Annotated in this window: 15 protein-coding genes and 1 riboswitch; of the genes, 10 read left to right on the top strand and 5 right to left on the bottom strand. The window is 62.0% G+C overall.

Going from position 1 to position 21,805, the window contains the following annotated elements; all coding sequences use genetic code 11:
- Window positions 1–232: 232 nt before the first annotated feature.
- Window positions 233–1,180, top strand: a complete 948-nt coding sequence (locus ACRC0P_RS04165; protein ID WP_438628527.1) for an AraC family transcriptional regulator — start codon at window positions 233–235, stop codon at window positions 1,178–1,180.
- A gap of 123 nt (window positions 1,181–1,303) precedes the next feature.
- Here the strand turns inward: ACRC0P_RS04165 and ACRC0P_RS04160 are convergent, their stop codons facing one another.
- The gene (locus tag ACRC0P_RS04160; RefSeq protein WP_438628526.1) at window positions 1,304–3,070 is read right to left on the bottom strand and encodes a protein kinase domain-containing protein; all 1,767 of its coding nucleotides are present in this window, start codon (window positions 3,068–3,070) and stop codon (window positions 1,304–1,306) included.
- A gap of 9 nt (window positions 3,071–3,079) precedes the next feature.
- Window positions 3,080–4,555 carry a NarK family nitrate/nitrite MFS transporter gene (locus ACRC0P_RS04155; RefSeq protein ID WP_438628525.1) on the bottom strand — a complete coding sequence of 492 codons (1,476 nt, stop codon included), beginning with the start codon at window positions 4,553–4,555 and terminating at the stop codon, window positions 3,080–3,082.
- Window positions 4,556–4,877: 322 nt separating this feature from the next.
- Here ACRC0P_RS04155 and ACRC0P_RS04150 point away from each other — a divergent pair, with 322 nt between their 5' ends.
- The 5 genes from ACRC0P_RS04150 to ACRC0P_RS04130 all read left to right on the top strand — a co-directional run bounded on the left by ACRC0P_RS04150 (window position 4,878) and on the right by ACRC0P_RS04130 (window position 10,362).
- Window positions 4,878–6,164 carry an MFS transporter gene (locus ACRC0P_RS04150; protein ID WP_438628524.1) on the top strand — a complete coding sequence of 429 codons (1,287 nt, stop codon included), beginning with the start codon at window positions 4,878–4,880 and terminating at the stop codon, window positions 6,162–6,164.
- 145 nt (window positions 6,165–6,309) lie between these two features.
- Entirely contained in the window at window positions 6,310–7,515 is a 1,206-nt protein-coding gene (locus ACRC0P_RS04145; RefSeq protein ID WP_438628523.1) for an alginate export family protein, read from the top strand.
- Window positions 7,516–7,574: 59 nt separating this feature from the next.
- A riboswitch (molybdenum cofactor riboswitch) is annotated at window positions 7,575–7,714 on the top strand.
- Entirely contained in the window at window positions 7,715–8,692 is a 978-nt protein-coding gene (gene moaA / locus ACRC0P_RS04140) for a GTP 3',8-cyclase MoaA (RefSeq protein WP_438628522.1), read from the top strand. It begins immediately after the preceding riboswitch.
- A gap of 141 nt (window positions 8,693–8,833) precedes the next feature.
- Complete coding sequence (gene moaB, locus ACRC0P_RS04135; protein ID WP_438628521.1) at window positions 8,834–9,373, top strand: molybdenum cofactor biosynthesis protein B; 540 nt, start codon at window positions 8,834–8,836, stop codon at window positions 9,371–9,373.
- A 194-nt stretch (window positions 9,374–9,567) separates the two neighbouring features.
- On the top strand, window positions 9,568–10,362 hold the full coding sequence (locus ACRC0P_RS04130) for a siderophore-interacting protein (RefSeq protein ID WP_438628520.1): 795 nt from the start codon (window positions 9,568–9,570) through the stop codon (window positions 10,360–10,362).
- A 217-nt stretch (window positions 10,363–10,579) separates the two neighbouring features.
- On the opposite strand, the gene ACRC0P_RS04125 is transcribed toward ACRC0P_RS04130, so the two are convergent.
- A complete protein-coding gene (locus ACRC0P_RS04125) occupies window positions 10,580–10,861 on the bottom strand; it encodes a DUF1540 domain-containing protein (protein WP_308366346.1) in 282 nt (93 codons plus the stop codon).
- 143 nt (window positions 10,862–11,004) lie between these two features.
- Here ACRC0P_RS04125 and ACRC0P_RS04120 point away from each other — a divergent pair, with 143 nt between their 5' ends.
- Complete coding sequence (locus tag ACRC0P_RS04120; RefSeq protein WP_438628519.1) at window positions 11,005–14,667, top strand: PAS-domain containing protein; 3,663 nt, start codon at window positions 11,005–11,007, stop codon at window positions 14,665–14,667.
- A 25-nt stretch (window positions 14,668–14,692) separates the two neighbouring features.
- Here the strand turns inward: ACRC0P_RS04120 and ACRC0P_RS04115 are convergent, their stop codons facing one another.
- Together ACRC0P_RS04115 and acs are read right to left on the bottom strand one after the other, a co-directional pair.
- Complete coding sequence (locus ACRC0P_RS04115; RefSeq protein ID WP_438628518.1) at window positions 14,693–15,400, bottom strand: LuxR C-terminal-related transcriptional regulator; 708 nt, start codon at window positions 15,398–15,400, stop codon at window positions 14,693–14,695.
- 331 nt (window positions 15,401–15,731) lie between these two features.
- Window positions 15,732–17,690: an acetate--CoA ligase gene (gene acs / locus ACRC0P_RS04110; protein WP_438628517.1), complete on the bottom strand. Its 1,959-nt coding sequence runs from the start codon at window positions 17,688–17,690 to the stop codon at window positions 15,732–15,734.
- A gap of 208 nt (window positions 17,691–17,898) precedes the next feature.
- On the opposite strand from acs, the gene ACRC0P_RS04105 reads away from it, so the two are divergent.
- The 3 genes from ACRC0P_RS04105 to ACRC0P_RS04095 all read left to right on the top strand — a co-directional run bounded on the left by ACRC0P_RS04105 (window position 17,899) and on the right by ACRC0P_RS04095 (window position 21,379).
- Window positions 17,899–19,212 (top strand): DcaP family trimeric outer membrane transporter, encoded by a 1,314-nt coding sequence (locus tag ACRC0P_RS04105; RefSeq protein WP_438628516.1) that lies wholly within the window; start codon window positions 17,899–17,901, stop codon window positions 19,210–19,212.
- 133 nt (window positions 19,213–19,345) lie between these two features.
- Window positions 19,346–19,663 (top strand): DUF4212 domain-containing protein, encoded by a 318-nt coding sequence (locus ACRC0P_RS04100; protein WP_438628515.1) that lies wholly within the window; start codon window positions 19,346–19,348, stop codon window positions 19,661–19,663.
- 9 nt (window positions 19,664–19,672) lie between these two features.
- The gene (locus ACRC0P_RS04095) at window positions 19,673–21,379 is read left to right on the top strand and encodes a sodium:solute symporter family protein (RefSeq protein WP_438628514.1); all 1,707 of its coding nucleotides are present in this window, start codon (window positions 19,673–19,675) and stop codon (window positions 21,377–21,379) included.
- Window positions 21,380–21,805 lie beyond the last annotated feature (426 nt).

Raw genomic sequence — 21,805 nt, 5'->3', positions numbered from 1 at the left:
AAAGCAGCTCAAGATAAGATTGGTTAAATATTAACCAGATTGATCCGAGGTGTTGGGAATTGGATGGCTTCACGCCAATGAAAATTTGGTGCCAGCGCCAGTTTCTAAAAAAATGCGCGTTTATGGATGGGAACTAACTTGTCTTCCTGCGTGACCACGAGGAAGACGGTTCGTCGGCCGACGAGGTGCCTGAGTGGTATCATCCTCGTACTTTCAGGAGAAAAACTCGCGATTGAAGGGTATTGTAATTTCTGGAGCGCAGATGCCGAATTGGAATGATGTGATGGAGTTTCCGCCTAAACCTGACATCGACGCAGTCGATGAAATTCCACGTCCCGTCTTCAGTCTGATCACCGACGCGACCTTCGTCGGCGAAACGGAGCCTCATCGCCACAGCAAAGCGCAATTGATGTATGTCATCAGCGGCGTGCTGACGGTTCAGGCCGCAGGTGGCATCTGGACGGTCCCGCCGCATTGTGCCTTGTGGATACCCAGCGGCGTCTCCCACGCCGGCAGGATGGATGGTCACATCAAGATCGGCAGTCTGTACATCGATCCGGGCTTGGCCGCTCTGCTTGATCAGAATTGTGGCATTCTGTTTGTGCAGCCCTTCCTCCGCGAATTGATTCTGCGCTTCGATTTTGAATCGCCACTGGAGAACATGGACCGAGGGCGTGAGACGCGACTCATATCGGTGCTGCTCGACGAACTGGCCGCGGCGCCGCTTGAACCGATCCATCTGCCGATGCCGAACGACAGGAGGCTCCGGCGGCTGACCGAGTCCATGATCGAAAATCCGGGCCTGCGATTCACCATCGACGAGTGGGGAGCTCGTGTTGGAGTGAGCAATCGAACGCTGAGCCGGCTGTTCAAACGCGAGACGGGGATGACGTTTCTGCGCTGGCGACAGCAGCTTCATATCGGCTTGGCATTGCAAAGATTGGCCGACGGCGATTTCGTAACCACCATAGCGGGCGATCTGGGCTATGAGAGCGTGAGCGCTTTCATAACCATGTTCAAACGAATGCTCGGCAAGACACCCGCGCGCTATTTTGAGGACCATGGAATCGAGGCTGACGAGTCCACTGAAACGGAGCCGCCGCATTCCCCTGATCATAAACAAAATCCCCGATCCGATATCGCCAATCCTACAAATGTCGTTCCAATGAAGAGGCCGTAGGATATTTTGGCATACTGAGGTTCGAAAGCGCTGAGCACTGGCACAAGGTGACCCCACCCGGCCTTGGAGAGTTCAGTGCAAGAGTCCAAACAGGCTCTGAGACTTGATACGCTCTCGCCTGAACTAGCGGCTGGTATAGAAAAGTGCAAATACCGACAGCAGGGTGACTATCCACAGCCCGGAAAGAATCTTCCAGAAGAGGTAGGCGTCCCGATTGCGGTAATCTTCCGGGTCGTCGCGCAGATAGTCCGGATTGGGATTGCCCAGGTCGGCGATAAGCCCGTCGACCGTGTGATAGCGTTTCTCCAGGTCAATGGAACAACCCCGCTCCAGGGCGCGGTCGAACCAGAGGGGGATGACGGGGTTGAATTGTCTCGCGCTGCGGTAGCGCAATTGCTCGTAGTCCACCAGGGAGCGGCACTCATTGATCTCCTCGCCATAGGGCAGCTCGCCGGTAAACATCTCGTAGGCGATGGTGGCCAGGGCGTAGATATCGCCCTGGATCGCCGTGTTGCGGCCCATCAGGTAATGGGGGTCCGAATAGGAAGCGGTGCCCAGCGCTCCGGGGTGTTCCAGCGGGCGGAAAATTTCCGCGCTGCCCGCCACATACACGGAACCGAAATCGACGATTTTAACCCCACCCTGTCCGTCGATCATGATGTTGGCGGGCTTGAGATCCTGGTGGATGGTTTCCCGGTCGTGGAAGGCTTGCAATCCTTCGGCGATCTGTCTGACGATACGGAATGCCTCCGCCGGTTTCGGGAAGCGGTGGCGCTCAATCCAGGTTTCCAGGGTGCAGCCTTCGATATACTCCATCAGGTAATAGAGGGCAGTTCTGGGCCGCTTCTGGCGAAATACGCGTACCACCCGTTCGCTGTGGATACGCAGGCCTATCCACTCCTCCTGTACGAAGCGGTCGATATAGTGGATATCGTCTTCGTAGTTGACCGAGGGGGTTTTCATTACTAGAACCTCCCCGGTGTGGGGGTCCCGCACCAGGTAGAGTTGGCTGCGCTGTGAAGAAAAAATTTCCCGCTCGACGGAAAAGCCATCCAGTATCATTCCAGGGGTCAGCGGCGGGGGGAAAGGCAGGCGTGCGATTTTTTGGCTGTATTCATCCAGGGTCGCATCCGGAAGGTCGCGGACCGAAACGACCACCGCTGTCAGGTTGTCGTCACTGCCGTTTTCCTCGGCTAGGCGCACCAGGGTTTCGGCCATTTCGCCTTCTTCCAGTTCATCACGCTGCAGGATGTCCACCAGGACCTCCCCGGGAACAAAATCGTGGACCCCGTCGCTGGTCAGTAGAAAACGGTCGTCCCGCTCCATTGTGATCCGGCCGTAATCCACCTGCAGCCCGGTGTCCATGCCCAGGGCCCGGGACAGCATACTCTGACGGTGCCCGAGGGCGACGCTGTGATCGCGGGTCACGCACTCCAGTTTGCCGCCCCTCAACAGCTGGATGCGACTGTCGCCAATATGGAAAAAGTGGGCAGTGCGGGACTTGAAAACCAGAGCGGAAAAAGTGCAAAGAAAACCTTTTTCCTCCCGTGAGTATTCGTGGCTGCTGCGGTAGAGTTTGCTGTTGATGGAAGCGAGCGCCCGTTGCCCCGCACGCGCGGCGGACCAGGTGTCCGGCGCGCTGTAGTAGTCGCCGACAAACTGGCTGGTGGCCGTACGGCTGGCCAGGGCGCCGGCCTCGGCGGAACTGACCCCGTCCGCCACCGCGGCCACCGCGCCCAGGTACTCCCGCAGGTGCGGGTCCGCCGGCCAGTGGAAAACCGCCGAATCCTCGTTCTGCGGCTTGCACCCGGCGCGGCTGCAAATCCCTGCGGCCAGTTGCAGCCGCCCGCGCTGTTCGCTCTCTGTGACAGTGTCCACCGGCGCGGCCATGGAGTCGGATCACTCCACGCTGATCAGCTGCACCGTGCCGTCGGGCAGCACTTCCGCGATCTTGCCCCTGGGCTCCTCGAGAAACGCACAGGCAAAGACGATCAGCGCGGCAGAGGCGGCGATGATCAGGAAAAAGGTGCTGTAGTCGACGTAGGACAAGGCGGTGAGATAAGTGACTGCGCCCACATTGCCGTAGGCCCCGGCCATGCCCGCGATCTGTCCGGTCATACGGCGTTTGATCAGTGGCACTATCGCAAATACCGCACCTTCCCCCGCTTGCACGAAGAAGGAACAGGCCATGGTCGCCATTACCGCCAGCGATACCCACCAGCCGCTGTCGATCTGGCTCAGTACCAGATAGCCGACGGCCAGCCCGGAAATCAGGAACATCAGGCTGCGGCGGCGCCCCAGCTTATCGCTGAAGTGGCCGCCAGTGGGGCGGGAGACCAGGTTCATAAAGGCAAACCCGGAGGCCAGCAGACCCGCCTGGACGGCGCTGATACCGGAGAAGGTCTCAAGGAAAAACAAAGGCAGCATGGACACCACCGCGAGCTCGGAGCCGAAGGTGACGAAGTAGGCCAGGTCGAGAATGGCCACCTGCTTGAATTGGTATTTCTCCAGCTCCGGCACGCCCTGCTGCAGGTGCTCCTTGTTTACCAGCCAGATCTGCCGGGTCTGGAAGACGAAGAGTACCGCCAGCAAAATCCACAGAATATAAGTGGTGCTGTCGGACAGCAGGCCGACCCCGGCGGGAGACAGTTTGTATGCCAGGAGGGCCAGGGCCAGGTACATGGGGACGTTCATCGCCAGGTAGAAATATAGGTCTCTTTTGCTACTGACTTCCAGTCCACCACTCTTCCTGGGCTTGAAGTAGGTGGAACCCTTGGGGGTGTCGCGCGCGATGCGATAATAGAGAAGGCCGTACAAGCCGGCGACGACACCGGTCAGTCCCAGCGCATAGCGCCAGCCGTCCTCACCGCCGAACATCAGCGCCACCGTGGGCAGGGTCATGGCGCCCGCAGCGGAACCGAAATTGCCCCAGCCGCCGTAAATGCCCTCGGCGAGCCCCACCTGCCGGGCCGGGAACCACTCACCCACCATGCGGATACCGATCACAAAGCCTGCGCCCACAAATCCGAGCAGGAAGCGGAACAGGGCCAGGGCCCGGTAACTGTCGGCGGTGGCGAAACCCAGGCAGATAACGGATGACGTTACCAGCAGCCCGCTATACACCAGGCGCGGCCCGAACCTATCCACCAGCATGCCGATAACGATGCGTGCCGGGATGGTCAGTGCCACGTTGAGGATCAGCAGCGCCTTTACCTGTTGGCTGCTGAGATCGAAAGCCTCCTTGATAAAGACCATCAGCGGAGCATGGCTGAACCACACGAAGAACGTGAGGAAAAATGCAAACCAGGTGATATGCAGTGTCTTTATCTTTGGATCGTGCCAATTAAAAAAATTGAGCCCGCTGGATGTGGTCATGATAACTCCTTTGGCTTGTCTGCCCTTTAGCCGCCAATTGTTGACGCACAGTTTAAAAGTGGGCCCGCTCCAGAACAGCGGACAGGAGTGGTAGTTTTGCCGGAAAAAAGCCTGCAAAGTGCGGCCGCCTACCTCCGCCCGGTAGTCGCGGCGAACAGCGGGGCGACGGTGATCCCGGTGATTCCACCGGCCGCCTACCTCGTTGGTGGTAGCTGGTCCGCGCTGTTTATAGCGCCGGTGTTTTTGTGGGTAGTTGGGACGGAGCGGCACGGATCAGGGGCGGGGATTGCGTAGAATTCCAGATGTAAACCGGGGATTTATCATGCAATACACCGAACAGCTCGCCGGTCGGGCTCTTGTGTCCGCCACCGCCATGTTTGCGGCCAACTTTTCCGTCTGGACCCTGTACGCGGTGCTGGGGGTATCCATTCGCGACCAGTTGAATCTATCCGCGACCGAATTCGGTGTGCTGCTGGCGGCTCCCATGCTGAGCGGTGCCCTGTTGCGGTTTCCCGTTGGGCTGCTGGCAGAGCGGTTTTCCGCAAAGAAAATAATCCTGGCGCAGGCGTTGTTGCTGTTGCCTATTCTGCTGCTGCTTCCGCGCGTTCACAGTTACTCCGGTCATTTGCTGGCGGGTTTGTGGTTGGGAATTTCCGGTACCGCCTTTGTCTCGGGAATCCGCTATATCAGCCCCTGGTTCGATCGGCGCCGGCAGGGCACTGCCATGGGAATATTCGGTGCCGGCAATGCCGGCGCCGCCGTCACGCTGGCACTGGCGCCGGCCATTGAAAACTGGCTGGGGAGGGAGATGGTGGGGCCGGTGTACGGCGCCGCCATGTTTGTCGCAATCCTGCTGTTCGCGTACTGGGCGCCGGAGGAGATACCTTACATGCGCAGCCGGCGCCGGCCTGATCTGGAATTTCACCTGCGTCCCTTATCCGAAATCAGGGTGTGGCGCTTCGGGCTCTACTACTATTTCGTCTTCGGCAGTTTTCTCGCGCTGCTGCTCTGGCTTCCCCAGTACTACCTGGATGCCTACGGGGTTTCCACGCAGACGGCGATGGCTCTTACGCTGCTGTTTGTGGCGCTGTCCAGTACGGTGCGCGCACTGGGAGGCTGGTTTGCCGACCGCTATGGTGCCCGCGCCGTCAACTGGAGTGTTTTCTGGACCTGCCTGGTGTGCCTCTTCTTTCTCAGTTATCCGCCCACCAGCATGACCATTCACGGCATCGAACGGGATGTGCAGATCGAACTCGAAGTGGGCATCGAACTCTTCACGCTATTGATTCTGGTGATCGGTATCGCCCAGGGATTCGGGCGCGCCTCTGTGTACAAGATCGTCTACGACAATTATCCCCGCTATATGGGCAGCGTCGGCGGTACTGTGGCCACGATCGGCGCCCTGGGAGGCTTCAGTCTCCCGGTCATGTTTGGTATCGCCCAGGATATTGTGGGTATTCACAGCGCCGCCTTTATGCTGCTCTACGGCGTGCTCGCGGTGTGTATGCTGGCGATGTATCTGGCCCTGCAACGGGAGCGCGCCTTGCAGCGTCTCGAATTTGCCAGGCAGCACAATTTTCTGCACCGGGAGGACACCCCTTTCGGGTAATCCCTACCAGCCATTTGGTATTAGCTCTGCGCACCGGCAGGTGGCAGTTCCACCGCGATGGGAAGGATGGGGCAGGTTTTCACTGTTTTACCTGACGCTGTAACTTGTCGTGCAGAATTTCCAAACAGTTGCAGAGGACCAGAAAATGATTACGCAGAAATTCCCCAGCCTTGTTTGTAGCGCATTGCTGTGCGCGAGCGGTGTGGCCTCTTCGCACGCCAGCGCCGAAGACACCGCGCAGACGTTTTCCAGTGCCGTGCAAAACGGCGATCTGGCGATCAATCTGCGCTATCGCGCGGAAAACGTCGATCGGGACAAGCTGTCCAACGACGCCACCGCATCCACCCTGAGAACGCGCCTGAGTTGGCAGAGCGGAAATTACCGCGGATTCAGCGCAATGATCGAAATGGACGATGTAACCGCAATAGGGCAGGACAATTACAACTCAACCACCAACGGACAGACCGATTATCCCGTAGTCGCCGATCCGCTGGGGACAGAGGTGAACCAGGCCTATCTGCAGTACGGCAACGGGACTTTCAAGGCTACGGCGGGGCGGCAGCGTATAGTGCTGGACGACCAGCGTTTCGTCGGCGGTGTCGCCTGGCGTCAGAACGAGCAGACCTTCGACGGCTACCGGTTTCGCTACGGGCGCGACGGCGCGCTGCGGCTGGACTACAGCTATATCTACAACGTCAACCGGATTTTCGGCGAGGATAGCGAACAGGGAAACCTGGAGGGGGATATACAGATTTTCCGCACCGGTTATCCCCTGACGGAAAATCACAAACTGGTCTTCCTGGCCGTGGATCTCCAGCTGGAGCACGCCGTCGATGCCTCCAGCCGTACCCTCGCGCTGCGTTATAGCGGTGCCTTCGGGCCGGTCAACGCGCAGCTGGGCTACGCCCGTCAGACGGAGGCCGGGGACAGCGGCCTCGACTACAGCGCACCCTATTACCTCGCTGAACTGGATACGGATTTCGGACCGGTCAATGTTCGCCTCGGCTATGAAGAACTGGGAGCGGACAACGGAGTGGGTTTCTCCACGCCGCTGGCCACCCTGCACAAATTCCAGGGCTTTGCCGACCAGTTCCTGTCCACTCCCGCGGACGGCATCGAGGACCTGTACCTGAGCGCCGCCGGCGGGCTGGCCGGCGGAACCCTGAGTGCCACCTATCACCGGTTTTCCGCAGTGGAGACCTCCGCCGACTGGGGCAGCGAGTGGGACCTCGGCTACAGCCGCAAGTTGACCGAACAGTTATCGGCGACGGTCAAGTACGCCAGCTACAGAGCCGATGCTTACAGTGTCGATACCGATAAGCTGTGGCTAATGCTCACGGCATCCTTCTGACAGACAAAGGGAGTACCACCTTTGCCCCCGCGCAACACAATCGCCCGCTGATACACTGCAAAGAGTTTAAACACCGAGCCCCCAATGCCTAAGCGCCCAGCGTATGGCGCGGGGGCCGTGGCTGATATTGCAGCCACCAGGGCCGCCCGGGAAACCGGCCGGCCTCCCGCAACTGGAAAGGCGTTTAATAAAGGCGTTTATGTTAACCGATGAATTTGGGCGCAGGTTTTTTTACCTGCGTCTGTCCGTGACCGATGTTTGTAATTTCCGCTGCAATTACTGCCTGCCGGATGGCTATCAGTGCACGGGAGCGCAAGGGCGGGAAAAACCCCTGAGTGTTGCCGAAGTCCGCACAGTGGTGCGCGCCTTCGCCTCCCTGGGTTCGGAAAAAGTCCGTATCACCGGCGGTGAACCCTCCCTGCGCAGGGATCTGCCGGATCTTATTGCCGCAACCAGCGGCGCCGCCGGTATTCGCCGGGTGGCCATCACCTCCAATGGCTACAGGCTTGCCAACGAAATCGACCGCTGGCGCGACGCGGGTTTGGACCAGCTCAACGTCAGTGTCGACAGCCTGGACCCGCACCAGTTCGAGCGCATCACCGGACACCACAAGCTGGAAAAAGCGCTGCGCGGAATCGAGCGGGCCCTGGAGCTGGGCGTCGAGACCAAGGTCAACACGGTGCTGCTGCGGGAACACAACCTGGGCGAATATCACGAATTTCTCCAGTGGGTCCGGGCAACGCCGGTGACCCTGCGCTTTATCGAATTGATGCGCACCGGCGATAACCGCAGTTTTTTTGCCAGCAATCACGTCTCCGGCGGCGATATCGAAACACTGTTGCTGCGGGACGGCTGGGAACGGCTGACCCGCCACCGCAGTGCCGGCCCGGCGCGGGAATACCGGCACCCGGACTACGCCGGCCGCATCGGACTGATCACCCCCTACAGCAAAGATTTTTGTGCGGACTGCAACCGCCTGCGCATGTCCGCACAGGGCGCGCTGCACCTGTGCCTGTTTGCGGAGCAGGGCATCGACCTGCGCGACGCCATCGCCGGCGGCGACCACCGGGCCCTGGCGGAAATGATCCGGGCGGCGGTGAGCGACAAGACCGCCGGCCATCAATTGGCGGGCGGCCGGACCGGGGCGACCCGCAACCTGGCGATGCTGGGAGGCTGAACCCTGGACGAAGGCCCGGCGCCAAGCTGCGGCGTAGTGCTGGCCGGCGGCCGCTCCAGCCGCCGGAGGCGGCGCGCAGCTTTGGCAATATCGATACACCGGCGCTCACACATTCAGTTTTTTGATTCAGGCGAAACACTTATGGCACACGTTTCCGAGGAATTTATTCCGCTCAATATCGCGGTATTGACGGTATCCGACACCCGCAACGAAGAGACCGACACCTCCGGCCAGTACCTGGCGGAGGCTCTGCAGGCGACGGGACACAAACTGGCGGACAGGAAGATAGTGCCGGACGATATCTACCTGATGCGCGCCGAGGTTTCCCGGTGGATAGCACAGGAAGATATTCACGCAGTGCTGGTAACCGGTGGCACCGGCTTTACCGCGCGGGACTCGACACCAGAGGCGTTGCAGCCGCTGTTCGACAAGACCGTGGACGGCTTCGGCGAGTTGTTCCGGAAAATCTCTTTTGCCGATATCGGCAGTGCCACGGTGCAGTCCCGCGCCCTGGCGGGGCTGGCGAATCGCACCCTGATCTGCTGTATGCCGGGCTCCACCGGTGCCTGCCGCACCGCCTGGGAAAAGATACTGCTGGAGCAGCTGGACGCGCGCCACCGGCCCTGCAATTTCATACCCCACATTTGCCCCGCGCAGCCGGTGTGCGCCACCAGGGGGTAAGCCGATGGGTAAAATCGACTCACCTCAATTCCCGCGGCGCGGGCCTGATCGATGATAAAGGCATCAAGAAAAAGGCCTTTGCGGTGTTGAGGGGATATTGTGAAGAGATTGAGTCCGACTCGGGCAAACTGGATTAGTTGCGGAGCAAGTTTGTCGGTACACTGGCGCGAAATCGAGCTGTACAGGAGCTGTTTATGACCACTCCGCAACCGCGCCTTCTGACGGTTGTCCGCAAGCGCCAACTGACTCCCAATATGATTCGCATAACCCTGGGCGGGGAGGACCTGCGGGGCTTTCCCGAAGACCAGGAGAGCGGCTATGTGAAGCTGGTGTTCCCGCCGCAAGGGGAGAGCGAGCTGGCGCCGATGGGGGTGAAAGCGGTGGACCGAAAGGGCAAGAGAAACCGGCTGCGCTCCTACACCATCCGCGCTTTCGACCCGCAAGCCCTGCAACTGGACCTGGATTTCGTCGCCCACGGTGACAACGGCCCCGCCTCCGCCTGGGCGATGGACTGTGCGGAGGGCGATCGGATCACCGTGCTCGGCCCGGGCCCGAAGAAGCTGGTGGATATGGAAGCCGAATGGTTTTTCCTCGCCGCCGATATGACCGCGCTGCCGGCGCTCAGTGTCAACCTGGAACGGATGCCGCGGGACGCCCGGGGGTATGCGGTGATGGAGATCCTGGAGGAGGGGGACCGGCAGGAGATAGACGCGCCGCCGGGAGTGGAGTTTCACTGGGTGATCAACCCGCACCCGGACAGGCCCAACACCGTGCTGGCGGATGCGGTAAGGGCGCTGCCGTGGCAGCCGGGCCGGGTCAATGTATGGGCCGCCTGTGAGTTCGACACCATGCGCAACCTGCGCGCCTATTTCAAAAAGGAGCGCGATGTCGGCCGCGGGGATGTCTACGCGAGCAGCTACTGGAAAATGGGCGAGCCCGACGAGGGCAACAAAGCCGCAAAGCGGGAGGACCCGGAGGCGGATTTGTAGAGAGCTTCGGAGTTCAGGTGAAGCGTCTTGCTACCCGGCGTTGCAGAGCCCCTGCTGTGGGAGCCTGCCTGCAGGCGAATAATGGTGTTGCCGTGTGGTACCGCCTTTTCGCCGAGCACATCCCTGTGCTCGGTCCTGTGGGCAGCTTCGCTGCGCCAAATCGCTCCAGGCGATTTGGTCGCCTGCAAGCGGGCTCCCACATATGCAGTCCCATCGCTCAGTGGGTATAGGTCAGGCAGTTGATCGATGGACCCACCTTGATGCCATCCGCGGAGCACTCCAGGTCGTCGTTGTGCACGCAGTCGGTCATCTTGCAGGCGCCCACACCGGCGGTACGGGCACTCTTGGTATGGTGGGAGTTGCCGAAAAAGGTGTCGCAGTCGGGCTCGTCGCCCTCCCCGACGGTGATCGCCCTGGCGTGGCAGGCTGCGCCGGCGTTGTAGGCGCACTGGGTCACGGCGCACTGGGTCACTTCCGGCATATCGGTTGCAATGATCATGACGGCCTCTCCGGGCTGCTGGGGACTTACGTTGGAGCCTAGCCCACGCATCGACCAATCGCCAATAGCCTCTCCCACTCCCCATCGGTTATAAAGTGCTCTGACGCGACAAATAGACAAAAAAGATCGCGTGGAGTGAGCGAATGATCAGCAAGCCCTTCCTGTTGGTTTTTGCCCTGCTGTATGTGGCGGTGCTGTTCTGGGTGGCCTGGCGCGCCGAGCGGCGCAAGGGCTGGCTGCTGCGCTACCGCCCCTTGGTCTATGCCCTGACCCTGGCGGTCTACTGCAGTTCCTGGACCTTCTTTGGCGCCGTGGGCCAGGCGGTCAACAGCACCTGGAGCTACCTGCCCATCTACCTCGGCCCCATGCTGCTGTTCCTGTTCGGCGGCGGCTTCCTGCGCAAGCTGATGCTGGTGAGCGAGCGGCAGAAGGTCACTTCCGTTGCCGACTTTATCGGCTCCCGCTACGGCAAGAGCCAGGGACTGTCCGCGCTGGTGACCCTGCTGGCGATCGTCGGCAGCCTGCCCTATATCGCCCTGCAGCTGCGCGCTGTGACCATGGCCTGGGACACGGTCGGCGATGGGCCGGCCTCCGGCAGTTTTATCGATCTCGACACCGCCCTGGCCACCGCACTGCTGATGGGACTCTTCGCCATTCTGTTCGGCACCCGTCACATGGAGGGGCGCGAGCGCAACCGCGGGGTGGTGGCGGCCATTGCCCTGGAGTCGGTGGTCAAGCTGTTCGCCTTTGGCGCGGTGGCCGTGCTGGCCACCGGGCTGTTGCTCGACGGCGGCGATGTGATTTCCGCCGGGCAACTGGATCCCCTGGTGCCGGACGCCAATTTCCTCACCCAGACCCTGCTGGCCACGGTGGCGATCATCTGCCTGCCGCGGCAGTTCCATATGGCGGTGGTGGAGTTCCAGGACCAGCGCGACCTGCGCACCGCGCGCTGGCTGCTGCCCCTGTACCTGGGGCTCTTCTCCCTGCTGATCCTGCCCATCGCCCTGGTGGGGGAGCCGCTGCTGGCCCTCGGGTTGCCGGAACCGGACAGCCTGGTGCTGACCCTGCCCATGGTCGGGGGCAACAGCGCGCTGACCCTGCTCGCTTACATCGGCGGTTTCTCCGCCGCCACCGGCATGGTGATCGTGGCCGCGGTGACCCTGGCGGTGATGATCTCCAACGAACTGGTGGCGCCCCTGTGGCTGTTCCTGAGTCGCTACACTCCCCTGTCCGCCGCATCCCTGGGCAACCACCTGCGCCTGATCCGCCGGGCCAGCATCCTGTTGCTGCTGCTGATGAGCTGGGGCATGCACAAGGCGATCACCGGAGTGGCGCCGCTGGCGTCCATCGGCCTGCTGTCCTTCGCCGCCGCCGCGCAACTGGCGCCGGCGCTGATCGGCGCCCTCTACTGGCGCCGCGCCCACCGCCTGGGGGTACTGGCCGGACTGGTGGCCGGCTACGGGCTCTGGTTCTACTGCCTGGTGCTGCCGGCGGTGTATCCGCAGCACCTGCTGCTCTCCCAGGGCCTGTTCGGATTCCAGTGGCTGAGGCCGGAGCAGCTGTTCGGCCTCTCGGGGTTGGACCCGCTGAGCCACGGCGTCTTCTGGAGCCTGCTGGTCAACCTGCTGTTGTTCGCCGCGGTATCTCTGGTGCGCCGCCCGCAGGCACGCGACCGCCGCCAGGCGGACGCTTTCGTGGAACTGACCGAACAGGACCGCAGCGCCGACCTGGAGTTGACGGCCATCCAGGTGGGCCAGCTGCGCAGCCTGATGCAGCCCTTCGTGGGGCCGGAGCGCCTGGAGGAGATCTGGGGCGGCTTCGAGCGGCGCAGTCAGCAGCGTCTGTTGGCGGACGATGCGGCGCCGCGCTTTGTGGTACAGGAGTCGGAGGGCATTCTGGCGGGTATCGTCGGCTCCGCCACCGCGCACCAGGTGATGGACCTGCTGCGCAGCAACCGGCCCTTCGGGCTGGAGGATATCGCGCGGCTGGTGGACGGTACCTCACAGAAGCTGCGTTTTAGCCAGGAACTGCTGCAGACCACGGTGGAGACCGTCGGCCAGGGGATCAGCGTGGTGGATGCGGATCTGTGCCTGGTGGCCTGGAACCGGCACTATGTGGAGCTGTTCGACTACCCGGAGCGGCTGCTGTACATCGGCTGCCCGGTGGCCAATCTGTACCGCTACAACGCCGAGCGCGGCCTCTACGGCGCGGGTGTGGACGTCGAGGCGGAGATCGAGCGTCGCCTGGAGCTGCTGCGCCACGGCAGTGCCCATCGCTTCGAGCGCCGCCTGCTCAACGGCACCATCGTGGAGGTGCGCGGCACGCCCATGCCCGGCGGCGGCTTCGTGACCACTTTTACCGATATCAGCGACTACCGCGCTGCGGTGGACGCCCTGGAGGAAAACAAGCGCACTCTCGAAGAGCGGGTGCAGCAGCGCACCGCGGAGCTGCTGCGCAGCAACGAGGCGCTGCAGGCGGAGAACCGCCGTCGCGCCGAAGTGGAGGCGAAGATGCGCGAGCTGCACGCGGCCAAGACCCGCTTCCTCGCCCACACCAGCCACGACCTGCTGCAGCCGATCAACGCCGCGCGCCTGTTTATCGCCTCCGCCCAGCAGAAGGCGGAGAGCTATGCCTGGGCGAAGACCCTGGAGGATATGGCCCATGTGGACAGCGCGCTCAACTCGGCGGAGCAGCTGATCAGCGCGCTGCGGGAGATCAGCCGCCTGGACGCCGGCAACCTCACCCCGAGGCGCGAACACTTTCCGCTGGGGGAGCTGCTCGATGCCCTCACCCTGGAGTTCCGGGCCATCGCCGCCAGCCGCGGCCTGCAGTTGCGCTACGTGCCCACCGCTGCCTGGGTGTACACCGATCGCCACCTGTTGCGCCGCATCCTGCAGAATTTCCTCAGCAACGCGCTGCACTACACCACTCGCGGTCGGGTGCTGCTGGGGGTGCGGCGGCGCGGGGAGGCACTGGAAATCCAGGTGTGGGATACCGGTCCGGGCATAGCGCCGGAAGCCCAGACGCAGATCTTCGAGGAATTTGTGCGGCTATCTCCCGCCAGGGGCTATTTCGCCGAGGGCTATTCCCCTGCCGCCGAGGGCTATTCCTCCGCCGCTGAGGGCTATTCCCCTGTCGCTGAGGGCTCTTCTCCTGCCGCTGAGGGCTCTTCTCCTGCCGCTGAGGGCTCTTCTCCTGCCGCTGAGGGCTCTTCCTCCGCCGGCAGGCCGGCCGACAAGGGGCTGGGCCTGGGCCTGGCGATCGCCAAACGCAGCGCCGACCTGCTGCAGCATCCCATCGGCGTGCAGTCCGCGCCGGGCCGCGGTTCCCTGTTTGGTATCCGCGTGCCCCTGGGCCGGGCCGAGGCGGCGCCGCGGCCGCGGCCGCAGCCGCTGGCGGCGGGCGGTGACCTGTCGGGAATCGGCGTGCTGTGCATCGACAACGAGGAATCGATCCTGCGGGGGATGCAGAGTTTGCTGGCGGGCTGGGGCTGCCGGGTGGTGGCGGCCCGATCCCTGAGAGAGGCCCTGGCGGTCTGGCCCGGCGGCGAGCCGCCGCAGCTGGTGATCGTGGATTACCACCTGGATCGGGGGGAGACCGGCATCGGTGCCCTGGAGGGATTGAGCCGGCACTGGCGACAGCCGCTGCCGGGCATACTGATCAGCGCGGACATCTCCGAACAGGTGCGCGAGGCAGCGGTGGAGCGGGGTTGCTACTACCTGTCCAAGCCGGTGAAACCGGCGGCGCTGCGCAACCTGGTGCGGCGGCTGGCGAGGCGGCAGGTGGTATCGAGCGAGCCCCTGTAGGAGCGGCATTGCGAGTTCCCAACTGTTAGACCAGGGCCGGCGAGGGCTTCGGTGGCGGCGGGGTGAACTGCCCCGGCGGCTCCACGTCCAGGCTGCCCAGGGCCAGTACCGCCTGGGTGCGCGAGCTGACGTTCAGTTTGCGGAACAGCGCGGTGAGGTGCGCTTTCACCGTGGCCTCGGTGACGTTCATCTCGTAGGCGATCTGCTTGTTGAGCAGCCCTTCCGCGAGCATGTTGGCCACGCGGAACTGCTGCGGGGTCAGCGAGGCCACCACGTCCGCCACCGCCAGCTCCGGGGAACCCTCCCCGCGGTGACCGGCCACCGCCTCCGGCAGCCAGATATCCCCCGCCAGAACCTGCCGCAGCGCCCGGGCGATGGTCTCCACTGGCGCTGACTTGGGCAGGAAACCACAGGCGCCGTAATCGATCGCTCGACACATCACTTCCGGCTTCTCGTTGGCGGACACCACCATCACCGGCAGTTCCGGACACTGGCCGCTGAGAAAAATCAGCCCGCTAAAGCCCCGCGCACCCGGCATATGCAGGTCCAGCAACAACAGATCGGCGTCGCCGTGCCCGGCCACGCAGTGCTGCAGGCTCTGCATATCCTCCGCCTCGTACAGTTCGGCACCGGGGAAAGTCTGGGTGATGGACTGGCGCAGGGCGCTGCGGAACAGCGGGTGATCGTCGGCGACAATGAACTTAGGTACCGCATCCTCGGCATTCAAGTGCATGGCCATCGCTCCCTCATTATCAATAGCCCCTTGGCAGGGGCGGCGCGCACGAATTTTATACTTTTTGCAGTGTACGCGGGTGTCTTGAGACTTTGTTATTGTTTATTGCTATTGGAATACGGCTGAGCGGCTTTTCCCTGCCGGTACGTTCTCTATTCTCCCTGTAGGAGCGGCCCATGGCCGCGATCGACCTTAGCTACGAAGTGAGATCGATCGCGGGCATGGCGGATGGCCGCCCCGCCGCTCCTGCAGGGGGTAGTATTTCCCGACCCCGAGTCCCGAGTCCCGAGTCCCGAGTCCCGAGTCCCGAGCTGGGGCTCGGCGCTCCCGGCTAGGCCGTCTGCGCCAGCGCGACGCGGCCGTCGATCAGTTGCTGCACCACCGAGGGGTCCGCCAGGGTGGAGATATCCCCCAACTGGTCGCACTCGTCCGCGGCGATCTTGCGCAGGATGCGCCGCATGATCTTGCCGGAGCGGGTCTTGGGCAGGCCCGGGGCCCACTGGATCACATCCGGGGTGGCGATGGGACCTATTTCGCTGCGCAGCCAGTCGCGCAGGGCCCGGCACATTTCCTCGCTGGGTTCCCGGTCGCTGTTCAGGGTCACGTAGATGTAAATACCCTGGCCCTTGATCTCGTGGGGGAAGCCCACCACCGCGGCTTCGGCCACGGCCTCGTGGGCCACCAGCGCGCTCTCCAGTTCCGCGGTGCCCATGCGGTGGCCGGACACGTTGAGCACGTCGTCCACGCGCCCGGTGATCCAGTAGTAGCCATCGGCGTCGCGGCGGGCGCCGTCGCCAGTGAAGTACATGCCCTCGAAGGTGCTGAAATAGGTGTCGATAAAGCGCTGGTGGTCGCCGAACACGGTGCGCATCTGGCCGGGCCAGCTGTCCAGCAGCACCAAATTGCCCTCGGCGGCGCCCTCCAGGAGTTTGCCCTCGTTGTCCACCAGCGCCGGCCGCACGCCGAAAAAGGGGCGGGTGGCGGAGCCGGGTTTGAGCGCGGTGGCGCCGGGTAGGGGGGTGAGCATGGCGCCGCCGGTCTCCGTCTGCCACCAGGTGTCCACGATCGGGCAGCGGCCGCGGCCGAAGTTGCGGTGGTACCAGTTCCAGGCCTCGGGGTTGATGGGCTCGCCCACGGTGCCCAGCAGGCGCAAACTCTCCAGGCTGGCGCCGGCGGTGGGCTTGTCGCCCTCGGCCATCAGCGCGCGGATGGCGGTAGGGGCGATATACAGGGTCTGGATTTTGTGCTCGTCGATAATCTGCGCCACCCGGGTCACGTCCGGGTAGTTGGGCACACCCTCGTACATCACCGTGGTGGCGCCGTTGGCCAGCGGTCCGTAGATGATGTAGGAGTGGCCGGTGACCCAGCCGATGTCCGCGGCGCACCAGTAGCGCTCGCCACGGCGGTAGTCGAAGACGTATTCGTGGGTCAGGGAGGTGTAGGTGAGGTAGCCGCCGCTGGTGTGCAGCACGCCCTTGGGTTTGCCGGTGGAGCCGGAGGTGTAGAGGATAAACAGCGGGTCCTCCGCGTTCATTTCCTCCGCTGCGCAGTCGTCGCTCTGCTGTGCCACCAGTTCGCCGTAGTCGCAGTCGCGGGCGGAATCCCAGGGGACTTGGTCGTCGGTGTAATTGACCACCACCACCTTGTCCACAGAGGTCTCCCGGCACAGGGCCACGGCCCTGTCCACATTTTCCTTCAGCACCACCGATCTGCCGCCGCGCTTTCCGGCGTTGGCGGTGATTGCGATGCGCGATTTGCCGTCGTCCATGCGTCCGGCCAGCGCCTCCGGGGAAAAGCCTGCGAAGACCACGGAATGCACGGCGCCGATACGGGCACAGGCGAGCATGGCCACCGCCGCCTCGGGAATCATCGGCATATAGATGGTCACCACATCGCCCTTGCGCACGCCCAGGGATTTGAGGCCGTTGGCGAAACGGCACACGTCCGCGTGCAGCTGCCGGTAGCTGATCTCGCGGAAGATCCCGGGCTCGTCGCCGACCCATAAAATGGCGGTATTGTCGCCGTGCTCGTCCAGATGGCGGTCCAGGCAGTTGGCGGATACGTTCAGGGTGCCGTCGGCGTACCAGCGGATATGCAGATCGTCCTTGGCGAAGGACGTGTCCTTCACCTGGGTGTAGGGTCTGATCCAGTCCAGCCGCCGACCCTGTTCGCGCCAGAATCCCTCGCTGTCGTCGATGGAGCGACTATACATCTCGAAATAGTCGGCTTCGTTCAGCAGTGATTGTTCGGCGTAGGCCGTGGGGACTGGGTGGACGGTTTCTCGGGACACGGCGGGGCCTCTTCGGTCTTATAACTTACCGGCATTCTGCATTTCCGCATCCGTAGTGCGTATTAGACATAAGTCGAATCAGGCTCCGCTCCCGCTATTAGACATTAGTCGAAAGCACCCCCGATTTAGACCAATGGTTAATAGCCGCGCCCGCGAATAAGAGATTACATCTGTACCCGAGATAAAAAAATCTTGGGAGGATGAGGGAATGTCCAGTAGAGAGAACAAAGAGAACAATACTGTCCGCCTGTCCACGGGCGCCCTGGCGTTATCGGCGATGATCCCGCTGGCGGCGGGGGCGCAGGCTACCAACGAGGAACTGCAACTGCGCGTCGAGGAGCTGCAGGCGCAGGTTTCACAACTGGCCGAAGAGGCAAAGCGCCGGGAGGTGGTGGCAAACCCGGAGCCGGAGCAGCCGCAGGAGGGCACGCAGATCGAGATCGGCGGTTTTATGAAACTCGATAGCCAGTTCAGCGACTACTCCGATGGCAGCTCCGCCACCGCCGGTATCGGCGAGGATTTCCTGGTGCCCTCCACCATTCCGGTGGGCGGCGAGGACGGGGATACCAAGTACCACTCCCACGCCAAGTCCTCGCGGCTGTTTATCAAGAGTCATACGGCCCTGGCCGGCGGCCACGTGAACACCCACCTGGAGATCGACGCCATGGCCAGCGGCCAGGGCGACGAGCGCATCAGCAACTCCTATTCCCAGCGACTGCGCCACGCCTATGTGGACTGGCATATCGATGAGAACCGCAGCCTGCTGGCCGGTCAGACCTGGTCCACCTTTTTCAATGTGGGCGCGCTGCCGGAGGGCATGGATTTTGTCGGCCCGGTGGGCACCATTTTTGAACGCCAGCCACAGCTGCGCTACACCCATAAAGTCGGCGGCGGCAGTTTTCAGATCTCCGCGGAGAATCCGGCCTCCACCCTGTACAACGGCACGGAAAACCCCTACGACGACAACAGCGTGCCGGACATCGTCCTGCGCTACAACAACAGCATCGGCGATTTCAGCTATTCGGTGGCCTCCATGAGCCGGGAGCTGGCCTACGAGGATGGCGCCACCGATGAGTCGGTGCGCGGTTATGCGGTCAGCGTATCCGGAAAATACCAGTTCGGGCGCGACGATATCCGTTTTATGCTCAGCTCCGGCAATGCCCTGGGGCGCTATATGGGCCTGAACGGTTTTCGGGCCGGCATTATTGAAGCGGATGGCGATATCGAACTGATCGACCAGGCCGGTGGCTTTGTGGCACTGCGCCATTTCTGGAGCGAGCAGTGGCGCAGCAACCTGGTGCTTTCGGCCTCCACCGCGGACAATCCGGATACCGTGTCCGACGTCACCGCTTCCGACTACCGGAGCATGCACCTGAATCTGCTCTATTCACCGGTTCCCAAAATCACCCTGGGAGGCGAATATATCCTGGCGAGCAAGGAGGTGGAGAATGCGAGTGGTATACTGGCGGACGACAAAGGCGAGCTGAGGCGCCTGCAGTTTTCTGTCAAGTATGTTTTCTGACATTCGCCATTCCGGCGTATGCCGGAATCCATGCTCCGGAGAGCTTGACCCCGGCCTTCGCCGGGGTCACGACCTGAGAAGATTCCGATAAATCGATATCCGATAACTTGATAACAACAGCGGAGATAAAAAGATGAGTTTCGAAAGCGAACAACACGCCAAAGACTACTGGAGGGAGAATCTGCGCCTGATGCTCACCCTGTTGTGCATCTGGTTTGCGGTGTCCTTCGGCTTCGGAATATTGCTGGTGGATGTGCTTAATGCCATCAAGCTGGGAGGGTTCAAGCTGGGCTTCTGGTTCGCCCAGCAGGGTTCCATTTATGTGTTTCTGGTATTGATCGCCGTCTACGTGGCCAAGATGAATAAACTGGATCGCAAGTACAACGTGCACGAAGACCACGAAGACGAAGACGAATTCGAGGAAGCACTCGAAGAAGAGTTCGGTCAATAGGAGCCCATCATGGATATTCAAACCCTTACCTTTTTGATTGTCGGCGCCACCTTTGCGATCTATATCGGTATCGCCATCTGGTCCCGCGCCGGCTCCACCCACGATTTCTACGTGGCCGGCGGCGGCGTACACCCGGTGGCCAACGGCATGGCCACCGCAGCCGACTGGATGTCCGCGGCCTCGTTTATCTCCATGGCCGGACTGATCTCCTTTATGGGCTACGACGGCGCCGTCTACCTGATGGGCTGGACCGGCGGCTATGTGCTATTGGCACTGTGTCTGGCACCCTACCTGCGCAAATTCGGCAAGTTCACCGTGCCCGCGTTTATCGGCGACCGCTACTATTCGAATACGGCGCGTACTGTGGCGGTAATCTGCGCGGTATTTGTGTGTTTCACTTATGTGGCCGGACAGATGCGCGGCGTGGGGGTGGTCTTCTCCCGCTTCCTGGAAGTGGATATTACCACCGGGGTGATTATCGGCATGGGGGTGGTATTCTTCTACGCGGTGCTCGGCGGCATGAAGGGCATTACCTATACTCAGGTGGCCCAGTACTGCGTGCTGATCTGCGCCTACCTGGTGCCGGCGATTTTCATCTCCATCATGATGACCGGCCACGTGATTCCGCAGATCGGCTTCGGCTCTGAACTGGCCGATGGCTCAGGCACCTACCTGCTGGATAAGCTCGACGGCCTGTCGACGGAGCTGGGTTTTACCGAGTACACCTCGGGCACCAAGAGCACCATCGACGTCTTCTTTATCACTGCCGCGCTGATGGTGGGTACCGCCGGTCTGCCCCATGTGATCGTGCGCTTCTTTACCGTGCCCAAGGTGCGCGACGCGCGCAAATCCGCCGGCTGGGCGCTGCTGTTTATCGCTCTGCTGTACACCACTGCGCCGGCCATCGCCACCTTCGCGCGGGTGAATATGATCGACACCATCAACGGGCCGGAAGGCGAGGGCACTCCCCACGCCGAGGCACCCGGCTGGATCGGCAACTGGGAGAACACCGGCCTGATCAGTTGGGAGGACAAGAACGAAGACGGCCGCATGTTCTACGCCGGTGACGAGCGCAACGAAATGACCATCGACCGCGACATCATGGTACTGGCCAACCCGGAAATCGCCGACCTGCCGGCCTGGGTGATCGCGCTGGTGGCCGCCGGTGGTATTGCCGCGGCGCTGTCCACCTCGGCGGGCCTGCTATTGGTAATCTCCACGTCGATTTCCCACGACCTGTTGAAACGGAATTTGATGCCGAATATTACCGACAAGCAGGAACTGAGCTACGCGCGCATCTCCGCGGCGGTGGCCATCTGTGTAGCGGGATACCTGGGAATCAATCCACCGGGCTTTGTGGCGCAGGTGGTCGCCTTCGCCTTTGGCCTCGCGGCGTCGTCCTTCTTCCCGGCGATTATCATGGGCATCTTCTATAAGCGCATGAACAAGGAAGGGGCGATCGCGGGCATGCTCTCCGGCATTCTCTTTACCGCGGCCTATATCATTTACTTCAAGTTTATCAACCCGGCGGCCAACAGCCCGGAAAACTGGTGGTTCGGCATTTCCCCGGAGGGCATCGGCACCCTGGGCATGGTGCTCAACTTTGCGGTGGCGATTGCGGTTGCCAGGGTTACCAGCGAAGCACCGGCGCATGTGCAGGAAATGGTGGAGAGCATCCGCTTCCCGAAAGGGTCGGGGGAGGCCAGTGCGCACTGATCCCTGACTGAAAACACCTTACGGTCCTTGGCGAGACACTTGTTCCCTCAGAAGTGTCTTGCCTTTTTTTGCCATTTCGGGCTTGAGATCTCTTTGTAGGAGCCGGCTTGCAGACCGGGATTCGCTGTTTTTGTAGGGTGGGCAAAGCGCAGCGTGCCCATCGAAGCCGCGGATGATGGGCAGGTCGCTAAGCTCCGTTGACTCGTACCATCCATGGCGCTCGCCCGCTTCGCGGGCGCCTGCGGCGTCCAAATCGGCAATCCCGCCGATTTGTGCCCATCCTACGGAGGTTGCAACGCTTAAGTCAGTGCCATTCGGCTCAGAGTCGGCAAGTACTCAAGCTGCCGTCCATGAAGCTATTGCCGGCCCGGCCATCATGGCCGGTCGCAAAAATGCGCAGCGAGTGGTACTCGCTATACGCGAATT

It is taken from the genome of Microbulbifer sp. (assembly GCF_051659245.1).
GTDB lineage: Bacteria > Pseudomonadota > Gammaproteobacteria > Pseudomonadales > Cellvibrionaceae > Microbulbifer.
Note: the sequence above shows the minus strand (reverse complement) of the source record. Positions and strands in the feature narration are given on the sequence as shown.

Excerpts from the sequence above, each read along its gene's own strand:
- ACRC0P_RS04105 (WP_438628516.1), top strand. The coding sequence starts at position 17,899 with ATGTCCAGTAGAGAGAACAAAGAGAACAATACTGTCCGCCTGTCCACG.
- ACRC0P_RS04150 (WP_438628524.1), top strand. The coding sequence starts at position 4,878 with ATGCAATACACCGAACAGCTCGCCGGTCGGGCTCTTGTGTCCGCCACC.
- ACRC0P_RS04160 (WP_438628526.1), bottom strand. The coding sequence starts at position 3,070 with ATGGCCGCGCCGGTGGACACTGTCACAGAGAGCGAACAGCGCGGGCGG.
- ACRC0P_RS04125 (WP_308366346.1), bottom strand. The coding sequence starts at position 10,861 with ATGATCATTGCAACCGATATGCCGGAAGTGACCCAGTGCGCCGTGACC.
- moaA (WP_438628522.1), top strand. The coding sequence starts at position 7,715 with ATGTTAACCGATGAATTTGGGCGCAGGTTTTTTTACCTGCGTCTGTCC.
- ACRC0P_RS04130 (WP_438628520.1), top strand. The coding sequence starts at position 9,568 with ATGACCACTCCGCAACCGCGCCTTCTGACGGTTGTCCGCAAGCGCCAA.
- ACRC0P_RS04095 (WP_438628514.1), top strand. The coding sequence starts at position 19,673 with ATGGATATTCAAACCCTTACCTTTTTGATTGTCGGCGCCACCTTTGCG.
- ACRC0P_RS04100 (WP_438628515.1), top strand. The coding sequence starts at position 19,346 with ATGAGTTTCGAAAGCGAACAACACGCCAAAGACTACTGGAGGGAGAAT.
- ACRC0P_RS04120 (WP_438628519.1), top strand. The coding sequence starts at position 11,005 with ATGATCAGCAAGCCCTTCCTGTTGGTTTTTGCCCTGCTGTATGTGGCG.
- moaB (WP_438628521.1), top strand. The coding sequence starts at position 8,834 with ATGGCACACGTTTCCGAGGAATTTATTCCGCTCAATATCGCGGTATTG.
- ACRC0P_RS04115 (WP_438628518.1), bottom strand. The coding sequence starts at position 15,400 with ATGCACTTGAATGCCGAGGATGCGGTACCTAAGTTCATTGTCGCCGAC.
- ACRC0P_RS04155 (WP_438628525.1), bottom strand. The coding sequence starts at position 4,555 with ATGACCACATCCAGCGGGCTCAATTTTTTTAATTGGCACGATCCAAAG.
- ACRC0P_RS04145 (WP_438628523.1), top strand. The coding sequence starts at position 6,310 with ATGATTACGCAGAAATTCCCCAGCCTTGTTTGTAGCGCATTGCTGTGC.